This is a genomic window from uncultured Alistipes sp. (assembly GCF_963931675.1).
In the GTDB taxonomy this organism is placed as follows: domain Bacteria; phylum Bacteroidota; class Bacteroidia; order Bacteroidales; family Rikenellaceae; genus Alistipes.
The window spans coordinates 987,791-1,001,859 of sequence record NZ_OZ007039.1; the positions used below are offsets into that span (position 1 = coordinate 987,791).

A 14,069-nucleotide genomic window follows, 5' to 3' on the forward strand; every position below is an offset into this window, starting at 1 on the left:
GGCTTCGTCGCGTGGTGTGACAGCACCTATCCGAGGAAGGTAAGAGAGCCGATTTATTTGTTAGTTCAACAGCACCTGCAAAGCGTCGGCAAGTTCGGGATATTCGTTGCCCTCTTCATCCCATACGGCCTCGACGGTCGTCTGCTCGCTGACCAGTTCGGGGACCATTTCCCACATCCCGCAGTAGCAGTCACCGCCCCGGACGGCACGATATTCGGCCTCGTAGTTGACAAAGGCAATATATCCGTTGTGGATGATCTCGAAACCTTCGCTTTCGCCGTCGCATCTGAAGGTGACGTAATCGGCGATCTGCTTGGCGAAGTGCTGAATCTCGGTACGGGTGGCGGGTGTCATGGTTGTAAACATTTTGTTTTCTTTTGACAATGCAAAGTAAACAATAATTATTCATACTTGCAAATATTTTGACAACTTTTTATTATCACTAAATATAATTTTGCAAACAACAAGTTTAATTCATATATTTGTCTCCACAAACAAAATGTTTACATTATGGATAATGAGTTCAGAATAGCGGAAATCCTCAAAGAACGAGGCATGACGCAGACAGATTTAGCAGGACAAATAGGTATTTCCCGTGTTGGTTTATCAAAAGCAATCAATGGGAACACAACAATAACCACGCTCCGCAAGATTGCCGCTGCCCTGGGGGTAACGGTTCCGGAGCTGTTCGCCCCGCAGCCGACGGACACGATCACCTGCCCGCATTGCGGCAAGCCGATCAGAATAGAGAAGGGAGAATAACCTCAACCACACCGACGCTATGGAACTGCAAACCATCCAAAGCAAGATTTACGAAATACGGGGTCAGCGCGTCATGCTAGACCGAGATTTGGCCGAGTTGTACCAAGTTACAACGAGCGCACTGAACCAGGCCGTAAAACGAAACATAAAACGATTTCCGCCCGACTTCATGTTTCAGCTTACCCATCAGGAATTTGCAAACTTGAAATCACAAATTGTGACATCAAGTTGGGGCGGAGTTCGTAAAATGCCCTATGCCTTTACGGAGCAGGGCGTAGCAATGTTGTCCGGATTGCTAAACAGCGACATTGCCATAAACGCAAATATCGCCATTATGCGGGCATTCGTGGCGATGCGCAACTACATAACTACAACCACACAGATAACGGCAGAATTGGCCGAAATTAGGGCAAAGTTGGCATTGTTGGAGCGAGCCGATGAAGACAATGCCGAGGCCGTGAATGATCTGTCGGAGGATATGCGCCGGGAACTCGACAACATCTACCAGGCAATCGCCGCCCTGTCGGTCAAAACTCCGTCCATTGACACACCCCGCAGGCCGATCGGATACAAACAGACACCCCCGGAAGAGACGAAATAGCAATCGCACCGGCAAACAAGAACAGCCACCCGTCGAGGTGGCTGTCTCTGTTATTCCCGGATCGTCTGTTTCCCGATGGACTGAATGATGGAGGCGGCGGCCTCGTCAATCGTCACGGTAACAACCGGACCTGGCGGCTGAAGGTTCTGCCCGTTGGTCGTGATGTCCTTGCGGTCGGCCAGGCGGAGAACCCGCGCGACAATGCTCGAATCATATACCCCGACCAAAGCACCATCGAGCTGGTCGGCCTCGATAGCCTCTCGGATGAAGGTCAGCAGCTCCGAAAATTCCGGTTTTGCTTCGTAGTTGTAGAAACTCTCCCTGCTTATTTCCGCGAACCGGCAAAAGCCCGTAAGGGTCAGCGGACGTTCACACGGGACCGATATGGTCTGTCCGGCCGACACTTTGCTGACATAGATAGGCTTGCCTTGGCCCATTTCCTGTACTCCTTGAAGACCTTCTCGAAGCGTTCGGGAGTGAATTTCCGAGGCCGCCCGATCTTGCGGGCGGTTCCCACTGTCTTTTGTTCTTTCCTGTTCATAGTCATTTGTACTTTTTACGTCCCAGTTTGCTGATATTGTCCTGCACCTGCACTTTCCGCTGGCCTTTGTTGATGTCAACCACCGAAACCACTGGTGCCGGCATATCGAGCAAAGCCTCCTTAAGCATCGCCCGCATCCCTCGCATTCCGTCACCTCGCTGGGGCAGGTTGGAGACGTTGATGGCGTTTCCGCCGCTGGACACGTTCATGGCCGAGAGCATCGCGCCCCACTCATTCACCGCGGCGGCGGTCATGACGGCCTCGCCGTTGGACAACATAGCGGGAACGCTGTCCGACGTACCGGTTCCGGGGCCGGTAACAAGACCGCCGGAAGCCGTAACGGAGAAGATGCACATCCGACCGTCATGCGCCACGACTCGGAGGCTGTTCCGATGATCTGTCCAAAGATTTGCATTCCTGGCCGGGACCTTGATTTGCCGAATAGCTTCTTTCGTACCGTCCGGCATCTGCCGATAGACAATCACCGACAACCGGTCAGCCCTTCGGAAAGGAACTATTCGGGCGACGCCCGACTTCGGGGATTTGGTGTAATAGAGCGACACGACGTATCCGCCCAGTCGGATCTGCCAATCTTCAGCGCCTCCGGCTTCAATCTGTTCCCGAATGCTGGGTTCGGGGTAAAATTCCTGTTTCATAAGTAAAGTTTAGTTTATATAACAAAATGTTTGGGGCGGGTGGGGTAACAAGGTAACACCCCTATATAGGGGGTTGTTACCTGTTACTCTCCTCCCACAACCCCGTAATGTAACCATAGATATTAGAAAGGTTCATCGTGCAACTCGGATTGTGAAACCTCAATTTGCGACCCTAACAGATAGTAACCCCCGACCTGATTCTTTACGATTATTCCGGCCCTAACTGCACGGGATATCTTCATCTTTGCGCTACCCTCTTTCACATTTGCTTGCTTAACAAGCAGACTAACCAGTTCCGAATGCGCATAAACCCTTCCGACCTCCATGACATCTGCAAAAACATTCTCTTTCGGTTGAGGTGCAGGAATACTGCACAATTCAGGCAATACATCCGCATTGATACGGAAGGCGAACTCCATGAACGGTTCGTTACGACAGTATTGGGGCGATACGACCGAGGTGTCACCGTCAGCCTTCACCAACATTACCGTCTCCGACTTACGCAGCAGAGCCGATCCAAGATGCCCTCTTGCTTTATCCCCGCCCGGGTTGCTATGAAGCACGCAAAGAATGTGGTTATCGTACTCCGAACTCCAGCGCATCAACTCGCACGTCAAGGCCTCGGATTCATGCAAATCGTTCGGATCGTTGCAAAGGTCGGCTACGCCGTCGAGAATCAGCAGATCGGGCTTGTACCGCCGCAGGATTTCTCCCGTAGCGTCCTTGCGCTGGTCGGGAGTCAGTTCCCGCAAAGCCACCACAACAAGCTGGTCATGATTGCGGTTAGTCGGCAGGCCGATGCTGCGCAGAATGCGCCGTGCGACCTTATGCACGTGTGCCCTGCTCTGTTCTGTGTCAACATACACTACCTTGCCCGTAGCCGGAGTGTCAAATCCGAGAAAATCCGATGAGGAGAGGAATCCCGAGGCCACAGCTGCGGTCAAGAAGGTCTTTCTACTCTTGGCCAGTCCTACAACAGTGGATATATTACCCCGTGAGGCAATCAAATTACCCCAAATTCGGACGATCGGCTGCGGATCGGGTACTTGCTCGGACAGATCGATAATAAACGACGATACGTCTATTTTCGACGTCTCCGGTTTGGTCATTATTACGTCATCCACAAATCCCATATCCATCAGACTTTAAAACGATCTAACCCTTCGATAATATGATGAAATGACATCTTGGCAACCGACCGATCTGTAAGAATGCAGCGACCAATATCGAGCAACTCATAAAGTCCGGGTTGCGGATCGCCGAGTTTAGTAGAGTACACCAAATCCGCCAAATCGACCCGTTCGATCTGTGGTCTGTCGGTAAGTCTCATGCCTACGATTAAAACATCTGCCCGATCTTCCACGTACAGAGCTTTATATAGCGTATCTCGCAGCAATATGAGCAGTTGATTGTCCACACGGCTGTCGGCAAGATCTACACAGTGCTCCAAAGCCACAATCTGTTCTGTCAGCTTTTTAATAACATAGGGTTTTGCGTCGGGCCGCTGTCGATAACGTGCCAGTTCCTGCTGCTTGGACAACTTAATAGTTTCGAGATTCTCCATAAGTCATTTCGTCTTTGAATGTATCGTCGAGCCACTCGACGAATGTGTTGAAATCTTTGGCTATAAAATAAAGGCCTCCGGCTCGTTCAACGGCAGACTGATAGCATCTTTGCGCTTCACTTTGCCGATCGGTACCAATTTTCACCTCGACTTTTACAGCACGTCCAAAAACGACCGCAGAAATATCGGCGCTTCCGGTTGTCGAGGTCGATTTTCCCCATCTCAATGATCCAACCTGCCGAATACATCCGGCCACATTATAGGTGCGACGCGTGTCAATCGGTCTGCCCATCGTATTGATTCGTTCAGCCTGATGTCCTTTGAGCTGCAGGTAGCGGATAATACATCGGGTAAGTCCGTTTGCGGTGTCGTCTCTGTGCCTGGTGGGAACTACTGCCGACTCCGGGATTGTTGGATGCTCCAGGCGGTATGCCTCCAGCTCCAGGCGCTCCAGCATCCGAACTGAAGGACTCTTAATGTAGCGGGGTCTGGTCAGCATGACGCATCCCCTCCGTGGATAAAGTATCTTTTGAACCGCTGCAAATTACTACCGTGGCGGGCCCTTTCGTGGACCCATACATCCGACACGTCGATCCCCATATTCCGCAGGTAGCGGATCGTGCTCCTCGGATCGGGGATATTCAACCGCTCGGCAATGTCGAATGTAGCCAGTTTGCCGCCGCACATCAGCAGCGAAAAAACGCTAAATTCATTGTTATTCAGGTAAAATTCCTTACCTTTGTACTGCACTCGGGATAATGCCCCTGCACGTCTGCCTCGGACGTCGGGGGCTTGCTGCTTCTGGTCCATACCTCCGGCGATTATTGATTCAACATATCGCTGCCCAGTATTTTTTTTATTTCGCTCAATCGGTAGCGGCGCTTACCTCCGATCGATACGGGCACCAGATAACCCCGCTTCCGCCAACGCCACAAGGTCGAGGCGTCAATCGAGAGCAATTCACATACCTGCTTAATTGACAGGTAGCGTTCCTCCCTCTCTTCAACAACTTGCGCTTCCAGTTCCTTTTTAACATCGGCAAGAACCTCTCGGTGAAATTCAACAAGGTCTTCCAACTTAATGGCTACGGTAAAATTGTTACCCAAAGCCATCATTTCATTGATTGATCCCATAAGGACTTTTGTTTTAGGATACATCTTCGCATCCGGTTTATAAATTTGGCTGGTGAGATGGACCACAATTCAATAGGCGCTTTGTCATTCCGTCGAGATTTTGGCCTGCATCATCACAAGCATCTGGCACAAAGATGAGATCGGGCATTTTAGATTCCAAGAAATCGCAATATTTTTTTTCGTGATTTTTCTGCAAAAATAAGGCGGGATTATTCCCGCCTATTGTAAATTATTGACCATTACGCTATTCCAGCATTTTCACCAATTCATTTTTCATCTCCTCGTCAATCTCACGGTATCGGGCGAACGCCTTGCTGCCTTCCTTATGGCCTGATAAGGCCCCGACCAGGTTGGGGTCTTTGACCTGCTTGTATAAATTGCCGACAAATGCCCGGCGGGCCAGGTGCGAGGATGCAACCTCCCAAATAGGCCGCTGTTCGCCCTCTCGAGTTAGCGGATTGAGTATCGTAACCCTACGCTTCAACCCGGCAGCAAGGAATATCCGCTTTATTGCCTTGTTGTATTGCTGCTCCGCCATCAAAGGGAATAACGGAGGTCCGGCGTAATCGGCATATTTGGCCAATATCTCCCGGGCAATAGCATTCAACGGAACCCGAACCGTCACCGGGTGGCCGTCTTTCGTCTTGCGGGGAATATACTCGACCGCCCCGTCGATGATGTTTTCACGGGTCAGTTTATAGAGATCACCCACCCGACATCCTATTAAGCATTGAAAAACGAAAACATCCCGTTGAACAGCCAACTGAGGATGCCGGGAGAGGTTCGTGCGGTAGATTTTATTCCGCTCGTCAATCGAAATATAATAGGGTGTTCCATACACACACTCCTCGATGTGGTGATTTCTAAACGGGTTGTTAGTTGTTTTGCCAACGTCATTTGCCCAGATAAAGAACGTCCGTAGTTTCGTAAGTATTCCGTTGATCGTATTCTGTCCCCTCGGTTGGGGTGTCCGGCTCTCGGGAACCGCTTCATAGATTTCGGGATACTGCTCGCAGAAGGTGTGCTCATTGCGTAGAAACTCCTCAAAATCTCCCAGCACCTGCGGCGTTACGGTATCCAGGTCAAGGGTAAACCGACGATCTACGGTGCGACGAGCATACAGTTCATAGCGTTTCAACGCCCGAATAACGACCTGAATAGCCCGAACCCGCCAGTCCGACAGTTTGCGTTTCTCGATAAACTCCTCATATGCCTCGAAAAAGGTCTGCCGGGGCTGCTCGACAATATAGCGATCGGGATGCAGCCGTTTGTCGATTTCCTGATCCAGCAATTCAGAGGTTAGACCCTCTTTGTCAGATACTGCGTTATATATCTCCAGCATCATGTTTTTACGATCCGCCACGGCCTTATTGAAGGCCGCACGCTTCTCCGCATCATACAATACCTTTGCTTTGATTTCCTGCCGGGTGGCGTCCCAGTCGGAAGGATTGACCTCCAACTCCGAGGCGTGGAACAGTTGAATGTTCCGCCCATCCCGAAGCCGGAAGCGAACGGTTGCCCGTTCAATTCGCTTTTTCGATACCCGTATAAATGCCGTAACCGATGCCATATCTCCGAACTGCTAATCCGTGGTGCAAATCCAAAATATTGCACCACATTTATGCCATACAATAAAATCATATGCAATAATACGCAATTCAGTTGACAAATACAAATTATTGATTATCTTTGTTATATAGCAACAAATATCCGATTTTCAACAGATTGCGCGCATCCCCAAAATTGCATATTTCAAATATTGTCCTGGGCACTGGAAACCGCGTTAGAGTCATTTCTAACGCGGTTTTAATTTTTTCGCGTCCGCACTGTGTCCGCATTTTCTAACAACATCCGGCTCACACATAAAATCGTATGAGAAAATAGACGAGTTCCCGCGATAGGGAATTCGTCTAATATTTATTTTTTTATTGTCGGCATATTCTGAATAACGACTCCTTGCAATAATTTTCCATTAACCTTTTTATTGCTTTTAACCCCATCTGCACTCCATGTTCCCCATTGCTTAAAGAAAAATGGAATATGATTAGTTTCGGTCTGTCGCTTAATGTTTAAGACCCATTCTTCTTTCATAGAACGGGCCTGAACCCCACTTTCACCTCCGACAATAACCCAATTTATTCCCTTAAGATCCAATTCACCCAAATCTTCGAGAAACGGCTCACATGAAATGAATCGAATTGGAGCTTTCAAATGTCGTATATAATCCAAAAGATTAGGCGGTTTCATTTTTAGATGGGATGAAGGAACGAAAAGCAACTGTGCTATTTTCGGCAGATTGCAATGAACCTCTAACTTCAAATAACTGGAGCAAAAAGTAATAAATTGTCAAAAAAGCAAGGGATATTTTTATTGTAGACTTTGTCACGTTACTATTCTGTATAAATTTTACTGTTTTTTGCAATTCGGTTTCGGATACAAGGTAAATCGCTTAATTTTGTTAATGATAACAAATTAAGCGACCTTTTGATTCTAAAAGTTCCTATCGAGTTATTGAAAAACAAAAAACTATAGATTTATTTGCAATTAGCTTTCCTATATTCTTTGGGGGATAACCCGAATCGAGCTGCAAACTCCTTATAAAAATAAGATTTGCTGCTGAACCCCGATTTGTACATGATTTCCTGTACGGTCAACTGTGTTGTACGGAGAAGTTTAGAAGCGCGATCCAAACGGACCATCCGGATATATTCTCCAGGCGTTTTCCCCGTGAGTTCTTTCAATTTTTCATAAAGCGAAGTTTTTCCGATGCCGATGAAATCGGAAATGGCCGTCGGATTGAGTGATTCGTCATCGATGTTATTCTCGATGAAAACGACGATTTCGTGCAACATCCGTTCATCTTCATGGTGAAGCGTAATTCCTTCGCGCACGGTCACGTCCGAACGTGCCGAATTGAAATACTCTTTCAATACTGTGCGTTTGTGTAATAATTGTTCGACTGTCGCTAAAATATGACGGGGATGGAACGGTTTGGTGATGTAAGCGTCGGCGCCGTGTTCTACTGCTACTATGCGATCTTCAATGGACAGTTTTGCTGAAACGCTTACGATCGGGATATGAGCCGTGCGTTCATCAGAACGGATGCGGTCAATCAACCCAATTCCGTCGAGTCTGGGCATGACAATGTCGCACAAGACTAAGTCGGGCAGGTTTTGCCGTAGCATTTCGAGTCCGTTGTTACCGTCATTGGCCGTCAGTACGGTGTAATGTGGAGCCAGAATATCGCGGAATAGTTCACGAACATTATAATCGTCCTCTACGACCAATACCGTAAACCGCGTTTGTTCGATCTGCATTTTCGGCACATGGAGGACGACTGCTTCCTGTGTCGGTTGTACAGACGTTACATCGGAAAGCGGCATGGGAGGAACGATGACTTGGAACTCAACATATTCATTTAACCGGCTCTCCACTGAAATCCGTCCGCCGAGCAGTTCGGTAAGCCCCTTGGTAAGATTTAGCCCGATTCCCGTACTTATGGCATAGCGTTGTTGGGTATGTTCGAAAATCCGGAACCTGTTGAATACCTCGGCACACTGCTTTTCTGTAAGACCCCGTCCGGAATTACGTACACGGAACCGAATGGAGCCGTCCGGTTGCATATTGAGCCAGATTCGGATATATCCTTTTTCCGGCGTATATTTGAATGCATTGGAAAGAAGATTGAAAATGATCTTTTCCAGTGCATTCCGGTCCGTTGTAAAAGGCTCTATCCGACCGATATGCACCGATAGTTCGATTCTGCTTTCACCTGCTATCTCCGTATAATTGTCTACGATGGAATTGAGCATGGAACTCAAATTGATAGATTCTGCACGGAGAACCGTATGTCCGGAATCTGCCTTACGGAACTCCATCAATTCATTGAGCAACTGCTGCATTCGATCAGCATTATTTTTGATGAGGTGCACGTACCGTTTTGCATAGTTATCCAGTTCCACTCGTTCGAGTAACTGCTGTGCGGGACCGTAAATCAGGGTCAACGGCGTGAAGAACTCGTGAGCAATGTTCTCGAAGAAGTTGAGTTGTGATTCGTGCATCTTTTGTTGCTGCCGTTTTTCGATATGCTCCAACAAAAGTTGCCGGTTCAGCCGGATTCTGTTGCGAATGACTGAATAGACGATAGCTGTGATAAGTGCCGACAAAACGAAATAAGCGAAAATAGCCCACCCGCTGAACCACCATGGATGCCCCACATGCAGTTCGAACATGGACGTTGACTTACTCCACACACGGTCTCCGTTTGTATAGCGCACCTCGAGCTGGTAACGCCCCGGCGGCAGTCGGGTGATGGAAACGGTGGGGTTGCTTCCATTGTAGATCCATGCATCTGAAAAATCGGCGATTCGATATGCGAATACGCAGTTTTCATTGTTGATCAAATCACCGACACAAAATGTTAACGATACATGGGCTTCGTTGTAGGTTAAGTTCAGCACGTTCGTTTTCACCCGATCATAAACATTCAACTCCTTGTTGTTGATCCGCAAGCCGGCAAGCCTGATTTCAGGCTCAAAATTACGCAGGCGCATCTCTTCCGGATTGAAATAGCTGAAACCTGCCACACCCCCGAAAAAGACATCCATTTCATTATCTCGGAAATAGGCTCCATCCGAAAACTCATCGTTTTGCAAACCATTGCGAGATGTGTACTGAATTGCCTTGCCGGAAAGCCGATCAATGCAAATTATGCCGTTGCCTGTACTAATCCATAAATTACCGGCCAAATCTTCCACGATACCGTGAACCGCCGGATCTCCCAGTTCATTTTCACCCGGGAATCCCGTGATCCGCATCTGTCCATCTTTTTCCGTCAACCGATTCAATCCGTAACTGGTTCCGGCCCACAACCCGTCGTCTGCTCCTTGGATCAGCGAAAGAATGTCTCTATTTTTTTCTCCTGCGCTCTCTGCCGGGTCATCGGTATTTTCGAATCGCTCCCAACGGGTGTCAAACCGCACGACACCGCCACCGCGGGTCCCGAGCCAAAGTATATTGGGATCGGTGCCGCGGACGATGGAATAAATAATGTTGCTGCCCAGAGCTGCATGGGCTCCCGAAGCTTTGTACTGCCGGATGTCGCGGGCGACGTATCCTTTCCCTGGGTGGTATTCCACGCGAATGCGGATTAAGCCCGAACCCGAGGTCCCGGCCCACAGGAGCGAGTCGCCATGACTGAAAGCGAGGCTGTATATCGACTTGACAGAAAAATCGTCCGCCGGAAGGTACAATCGGCTCGGAATATCTTTCCCGCGCAGCAAATAGTTGATGCCCTTGCCTTCTGTCCCGATGAAGATATCTCCGCGGCTGTTCTTGCGCATACTGTAAACGGTATTGGAGATCAGTCCCTGTGCCGTGGTAATCTCTCCTGTAATCATTCGTGTGCGTTTGTCGAACAATTTGATCCCTTCGCCTTTCGTTCCTACCAGTATCGTACCATCGTCCCGTCGGGCAAAACAACGGACCGGATAGGCGGTATGAACCGTTCGGAAAGGTGAGGTATATTCGAAAATCTTCAACAGCCCCCGCCCGTCGGTTCCTACCCAAACGATCTCCTGAGATCCGGCATAGAGCGAAAACACTGCCGTTCGGGAAGGAAACGCATCGATGGACTCGGTACGCCTCGTATGCAGATTGTAACGGACGAGTCGGTCTCCGTTTCGATCCGTGAGAAAAAGCGATCCGTTTCGATAAGCGATTCGCCCGACCTGCGGCAATCCGGTTTCGATCGACAGCCGCTCTCGCGTACGAAGATCTACCGCTTCCAATGTCTTTCCGTAATTTATTACCAGCATATTCCCGGCCAAGGCCATGTCCGACACCGGACGTTCCGTTTCCAAGGGGGACTCCTCTGTGAGAACGGGAATCTTACCGCTCTCGTCGAACAGCAATCGGTAGCACCGGATCTCCCGCGATTCGGTTAGCAGATAGATGCGATCGGTATCGTCGAGCAGCATGGATAGCACCGCAGAATCGCCTCCGCGGACCGGAACGAACTGTGATTCTTTTTCTTCTGCCCGATAAAGATAGAATCCCTGCTGTTTCACACAGACCAGCATCTCCTGCCGGGAGGTTCTTCCCATCAGGCATGATAATGTCCCTTTCGGCGAAATGTTTTCGTACCCGGGGCGATAGTTGGTGAAAAGTTGCGTTCGTTCATCCCAGCGGCTCACACAATCGTTCGTCACTACCCATATCGTAAGCGAATCCTGTTCAATAATTTGCCGGACAACATTGTTGCCGATGCTTCCTGGGGAATTCCGCTTATGTCGGTAGATCCGGAATGTCCGTCCGTCGTAGACATTCAGCCCGTCCCAGGTTCCTACCCAAAGCCGGTGGCGTGAATCTTCGCAGAAACAGTTTACGGAATTGTTCGATAATCCGTTCTCATTGGACAATCGTTCGAGCATATATTGTTCCCCCGCATGAGAGGCCAAGCCCGTCAGGCAAAATGTCAGAATGAGTAACGGATATTTCAGCTGTTTCATATTGCTAAGATAACAAGCCGGACCGGGAAAACAAAATTTTGCCTCCCGGGAAAATCGAGACAGAACTTTTTTCGGAACAGAGAGGACCTTTTTCAAAAGCGTAGAATACGCTTTCTGAAGAATAGAGAACTATGTTGTCCCGACGGTTGTCTATTTTTGCAAAACCTAAATTAACCATTATGAGGAAATCATTCAATGTCATTTTGCTCCTAATGGCCGGGATCATGGTTTCCGGCTGCGGAGGTGCGGGGCGTTCCGGAACGGAAAGCGCCGCAGGCGGAAATAGGTTGCCGGAATGGGCCTTGGGCGGATTCGTACGTCCCGCAGAGGTTAATCCCGTTATCCAGCCTGATCCGCGAGTCAAATTTTTCTGTCCGATGCGCAGGGATTCTGTCGGATGGATGGAAAGCGATACTTTCAATCCGGCGGCGACCGTCAAGGACGGAAAGATCTGCGTACTTTTCCGTGCCGAGGATAATTCGGCGACGGGTATCGGCAAACGCACTTCGCGCATAGGTTTGGCGCAAAGCGAGGACGGCGTGACGATGGAACTCCGGCATGATCCGGTACTTTTCCCGACAGAGGATGCCTTGAAGTCGTACGATTGGCCGGGCGGATGTGAAGATCCGCGCATTGCCGTAACCGAAGATGGCACCTACGTAATGCTTTACACATCGTGGAACCGCCGGATTCCGCGTCTCTGTGTGGCTACGTCACGAGATTTGGTGAATTGGACGAAGCACGGCTACGCTTTTCAGAAAGCTTACTCAGGGCGTTTCCGCGACTTGAAGAGCAAATCGGGATCGATCGTAACCAAACTCGACGGCGATAAACTCGTCATCTCGCGCGTAAACGGTAAATATCTAATGTATTGGGGTGAACGGATGATCAATATTGCCACGTCGGATGACTTGATCAACTGGACTCCGGAATTGGATGAAAACGGAGAACTGAAAGGTGTGGTCTATCCGCGGAATGGCTATTTCGATAGTGCGCTGACCGAATGCGGTCCTCCGGCTGTGCTGACCGATAAAGGCATCCTTTTGCTTTATAACGGTAAGAACCGGGCTGACGCCCACCGCGACATGCGTTATCCGGCAGGGACTTATTCCGCAGGACAGCTTCTGTTCGACTCGGAGGATCCGGGAAAGGTACTCGGGCGTCTTGACGTGCCGTTCTTCCGTCCGGTGGATGATTTCGAGAAGAGCGGGCAGTATAAAGACGGTACGGTCTTCATTGAAGGATTGGTTTATTACAAATCCAAATGGTATCTTTACTACGGCTGTGCCGACTCATACGTCGGGGTTGCCGTCTACGATCCGGAGGTCGAGACGCCCGGAGATTCCGTCCCAGAAACGACCGAGGTATGAAACGGATACTTGGACTATTTCTGTTATTGGCATCGGGAATGTTCGCCGAAGCACAAACTCTCACCGTAGCCAGTTACAACCTCCGAAACGCCAACCCGAAAGATGCGGCTCAGGGAAACGGATGGGCGCAACGCTGCCCCGTAATCGCCGATCTCGTCCGTTTCCACGATTTCGACATTTTCGGTGCGCAGGAGGTGCTTCATGGCCAACTGCTGGACCTGCTTGCGGTTTTGCCCGATTATGATTATATCGGTGTGGGACGTGACGACGGCGTTGAAAAAGGCGAATACGCTCCGATCCTCTACAAGCGCGACCGGTTCCGGCTCCTTGACTCGGGACACTTTTGGCTGGCTGAAGATTCCACCCGGCCTGTCAAAGGCTGGGACGCTGCTTACGTACGCATTTGCACTTGGGGCCGGTTTCTCGACAGGAAAAGCCGCAAACGGTTCTGGTTTTTCACGTTGCATACCGATCACAAAGGTCAGCGTTCACAGATAGAAAGCTGTCGGTTGGTATTGGACAAGATCCGGGAGATGTGCCGCGGTGAACGTGTCGTTCTCACGGGAGATTTCAACGTGGGCGAAACGAGTGACTGCCATGCTCTGCTGTGTGAATCCGGAATACTTGGCGACGCTTACGATGCGGCGCCGATCAGGCTGGCAACCACTGGCACGGAAAATTGGTTCGATCCCGATGTGAAGACTTTCCGGCGTATCGATCACGTTTTCATAACACCCGGTTTCCGGCCGTTGCGCTACGGCATTCTGACCGATACTTATCGAGTTCCTACTGACACGGCGGGAAAATACCGGGCACACACGCCTTCGGATCATTTTCCTGTCGTCGTGGAACTGGACTATTGAGTATTGGCAGAAATGGCCTCGAAATGTCGTGGCGGGACTTATCTTTTGCTCGGTACGCCATTTCGGATCA

General features: G+C 49.7%; 15 protein-coding genes. 4 read left to right on the forward strand and 11 right to left on the reverse strand.

Going from position 1 to position 14,069, the window contains the following annotated elements; genetic code table 11:
• Positions 1 to 60 precede the first annotated feature (60 nt).
• Positions 61 to 354, reverse strand: coding sequence for a hypothetical protein (locus ABGT65_RS04410; protein ID WP_346700037.1), 294 nt, complete (start codon positions 352 to 354; stop codon positions 61 to 63).
• A 156-nt stretch (positions 355 to 510) separates the two neighbouring features.
• Between ABGT65_RS04410 and ABGT65_RS04415 the strand changes: the two genes are divergently transcribed.
• Positions 511 to 762: a helix-turn-helix transcriptional regulator gene (locus ABGT65_RS04415; RefSeq protein ID WP_346700038.1), complete on the forward strand. Its 252-nt coding sequence runs from the start codon at positions 511 to 513 to the stop codon at positions 760 to 762.
• 19 nt (positions 763 to 781) lie between these two features.
• Positions 782 to 1,363 carry an ORF6N domain-containing protein gene (locus ABGT65_RS04420; RefSeq protein ID WP_346700040.1) on the forward strand — a complete coding sequence of 194 codons (582 nt, stop codon included), beginning with the start codon at positions 782 to 784 and terminating at the stop codon, positions 1,361 to 1,363.
• Positions 1,364 to 1,413: 50 nt separating this feature from the next.
• Here ABGT65_RS04420 and ABGT65_RS04425 read toward each other — a convergent pair whose 3' ends face one another.
• From ABGT65_RS04425 to ABGT65_RS04470, 10 genes are all read right to left on the reverse strand, one after another.
• Positions 1,414 to 1,800, reverse strand: a complete 387-nt coding sequence (locus ABGT65_RS04425; protein WP_346700042.1) for a terminase small subunit — start codon at positions 1,798 to 1,800, stop codon at positions 1,414 to 1,416.
• Between the two features lie 106 nt (positions 1,801 to 1,906).
• On the reverse strand, positions 1,907 to 2,560 hold the full coding sequence (locus tag ABGT65_RS04430) for a hypothetical protein (protein WP_346700044.1): 654 nt from the start codon (positions 2,558 to 2,560) through the stop codon (positions 1,907 to 1,909).
• A gap of 122 nt (positions 2,561 to 2,682) precedes the next feature.
• Entirely contained in the window at positions 2,683 to 3,699 is a 1,017-nt protein-coding gene (locus ABGT65_RS04435) for an AAA family ATPase (RefSeq protein ID WP_346700045.1), read from the reverse strand.
• Positions 3,699 to 4,124 carry a hypothetical protein gene (locus tag ABGT65_RS04440; protein ID WP_346700047.1) on the reverse strand — a complete coding sequence of 142 codons (426 nt, stop codon included), beginning with the start codon at positions 4,122 to 4,124 and terminating at the stop codon, positions 3,699 to 3,701. The genes ABGT65_RS04435 and ABGT65_RS04440 overlap by 1 nt, the downstream gene beginning before the upstream one ends.
• Positions 4,102 to 4,581 carry a hypothetical protein gene (locus ABGT65_RS04445; RefSeq protein ID WP_346700049.1) on the reverse strand — a complete coding sequence of 160 codons (480 nt, stop codon included), beginning with the start codon at positions 4,579 to 4,581 and terminating at the stop codon, positions 4,102 to 4,104. Before ABGT65_RS04445 ends, ABGT65_RS04440 begins: the two co-directional genes overlap by 23 nt.
• A gap of 35 nt (positions 4,582 to 4,616) precedes the next feature.
• Entirely contained in the window at positions 4,617 to 4,934 is a 318-nt protein-coding gene (locus ABGT65_RS04450) for a helix-turn-helix domain-containing protein (protein WP_346700051.1), read from the reverse strand.
• 11 nt (positions 4,935 to 4,945) lie between these two features.
• On the reverse strand, positions 4,946 to 5,257 hold the full coding sequence (locus ABGT65_RS04455) for a helix-turn-helix domain-containing protein (RefSeq protein ID WP_346700053.1): 312 nt from the start codon (positions 5,255 to 5,257) through the stop codon (positions 4,946 to 4,948).
• Positions 5,258 to 5,501: 244 nt separating this feature from the next.
• On the reverse strand, positions 5,502 to 6,827 hold the full coding sequence (locus ABGT65_RS04460) for a phage integrase SAM-like domain-containing protein (protein WP_346700055.1): 1,326 nt from the start codon (positions 6,825 to 6,827) through the stop codon (positions 5,502 to 5,504).
• Between the two features lie 347 nt (positions 6,828 to 7,174).
• Positions 7,175 to 7,504, reverse strand: a complete 330-nt coding sequence (locus tag ABGT65_RS04465) for a DUF5131 family protein (protein ID WP_346700056.1) — start codon at positions 7,502 to 7,504, stop codon at positions 7,175 to 7,177.
• Between the two features lie 287 nt (positions 7,505 to 7,791).
• A complete protein-coding gene (locus ABGT65_RS04470; protein ID WP_346700057.1) occupies positions 7,792 to 11,766 on the reverse strand; it encodes a response regulator in 3,975 nt (1,324 codons plus the stop codon).
• Between the two features lie 224 nt (positions 11,767 to 11,990).
• Here ABGT65_RS04470 and ABGT65_RS04475 point away from each other — a divergent pair, with 224 nt between their 5' ends.
• Together ABGT65_RS04475 and ABGT65_RS04480 are read left to right on the forward strand one after the other, a co-directional pair.
• On the forward strand, positions 11,991 to 13,136 hold the full coding sequence (locus tag ABGT65_RS04475) for a glycoside hydrolase family 130 protein (RefSeq protein WP_300255417.1): 1,146 nt from the start codon (positions 11,991 to 11,993) through the stop codon (positions 13,134 to 13,136).
• On the forward strand, positions 13,133 to 13,999 hold the full coding sequence (locus tag ABGT65_RS04480; protein WP_346700059.1) for an endonuclease/exonuclease/phosphatase family protein: 867 nt from the start codon (positions 13,133 to 13,135) through the stop codon (positions 13,997 to 13,999). The genes ABGT65_RS04475 and ABGT65_RS04480 overlap by 4 nt, the downstream gene beginning before the upstream one ends.
• Positions 14,000 to 14,069 lie beyond the last annotated feature (70 nt).

What these genes read in the sequence shown, in the direction of transcription:
- ABGT65_RS04415 (WP_346700038.1), top strand. Translation starts at nt 511, where the DNA reads ATGGATAATGAGTTCAGAATAGCGGAAATCCTCAAAGAACGAGGCATG.
- ABGT65_RS04460 (WP_346700055.1), bottom strand. Translation starts at nt 6,827, where the DNA reads ATGGCATCGGTTACGGCATTTATACGGGTATCGAAAAAGCGAATTGAA.
- ABGT65_RS04475 (WP_300255417.1), top strand. Translation starts at nt 11,991, where the DNA reads ATGGTTTCCGGCTGCGGAGGTGCGGGGCGTTCCGGAACGGAAAGCGCC.
- ABGT65_RS04450 (WP_346700051.1), bottom strand. Translation starts at nt 4,934, where the DNA reads ATGGACCAGAAGCAGCAAGCCCCCGACGTCCGAGGCAGACGTGCAGGG.
- ABGT65_RS04470 (WP_346700057.1), bottom strand. Translation starts at nt 11,766, where the DNA reads ATGAAACAGCTGAAATATCCGTTACTCATTCTGACATTTTGCCTGACG.
- ABGT65_RS04425 (WP_346700042.1), bottom strand. Translation starts at nt 1,800, where the DNA reads ATGGGCCAAGGCAAGCCTATCTATGTCAGCAAAGTGTCGGCCGGACAG.
- ABGT65_RS04480 (WP_346700059.1), top strand. Translation starts at nt 13,133, where the DNA reads ATGAAACGGATACTTGGACTATTTCTGTTATTGGCATCGGGAATGTTC.
- ABGT65_RS04435 (WP_346700045.1), bottom strand. Translation starts at nt 3,699, where the DNA reads ATGGATATGGGATTTGTGGATGACGTAATAATGACCAAACCGGAGACG.
- ABGT65_RS04420 (WP_346700040.1), top strand. Translation starts at nt 782, where the DNA reads ATGGAACTGCAAACCATCCAAAGCAAGATTTACGAAATACGGGGTCAG.
- ABGT65_RS04410 (WP_346700037.1), bottom strand. Translation starts at nt 354, where the DNA reads ATGACACCCGCCACCCGTACCGAGATTCAGCACTTCGCCAAGCAGATC.
- ABGT65_RS04455 (WP_346700053.1), bottom strand. Translation starts at nt 5,257, where the DNA reads ATGGGATCAATCAATGAAATGATGGCTTTGGGTAACAATTTTACCGTA.
- ABGT65_RS04440 (WP_346700047.1), bottom strand. Translation starts at nt 4,124, where the DNA reads ATGGAGAATCTCGAAACTATTAAGTTGTCCAAGCAGCAGGAACTGGCA.
- ABGT65_RS04465 (WP_346700056.1), bottom strand. Translation starts at nt 7,504, where the DNA reads ATGAAACCGCCTAATCTTTTGGATTATATACGACATTTGAAAGCTCCA.
- ABGT65_RS04430 (WP_346700044.1), bottom strand. Translation starts at nt 2,560, where the DNA reads ATGAAACAGGAATTTTACCCCGAACCCAGCATTCGGGAACAGATTGAA.
- ABGT65_RS04445 (WP_346700049.1), bottom strand. Translation starts at nt 4,581, where the DNA reads ATGCTGGAGCGCCTGGAGCTGGAGGCATACCGCCTGGAGCATCCAACA.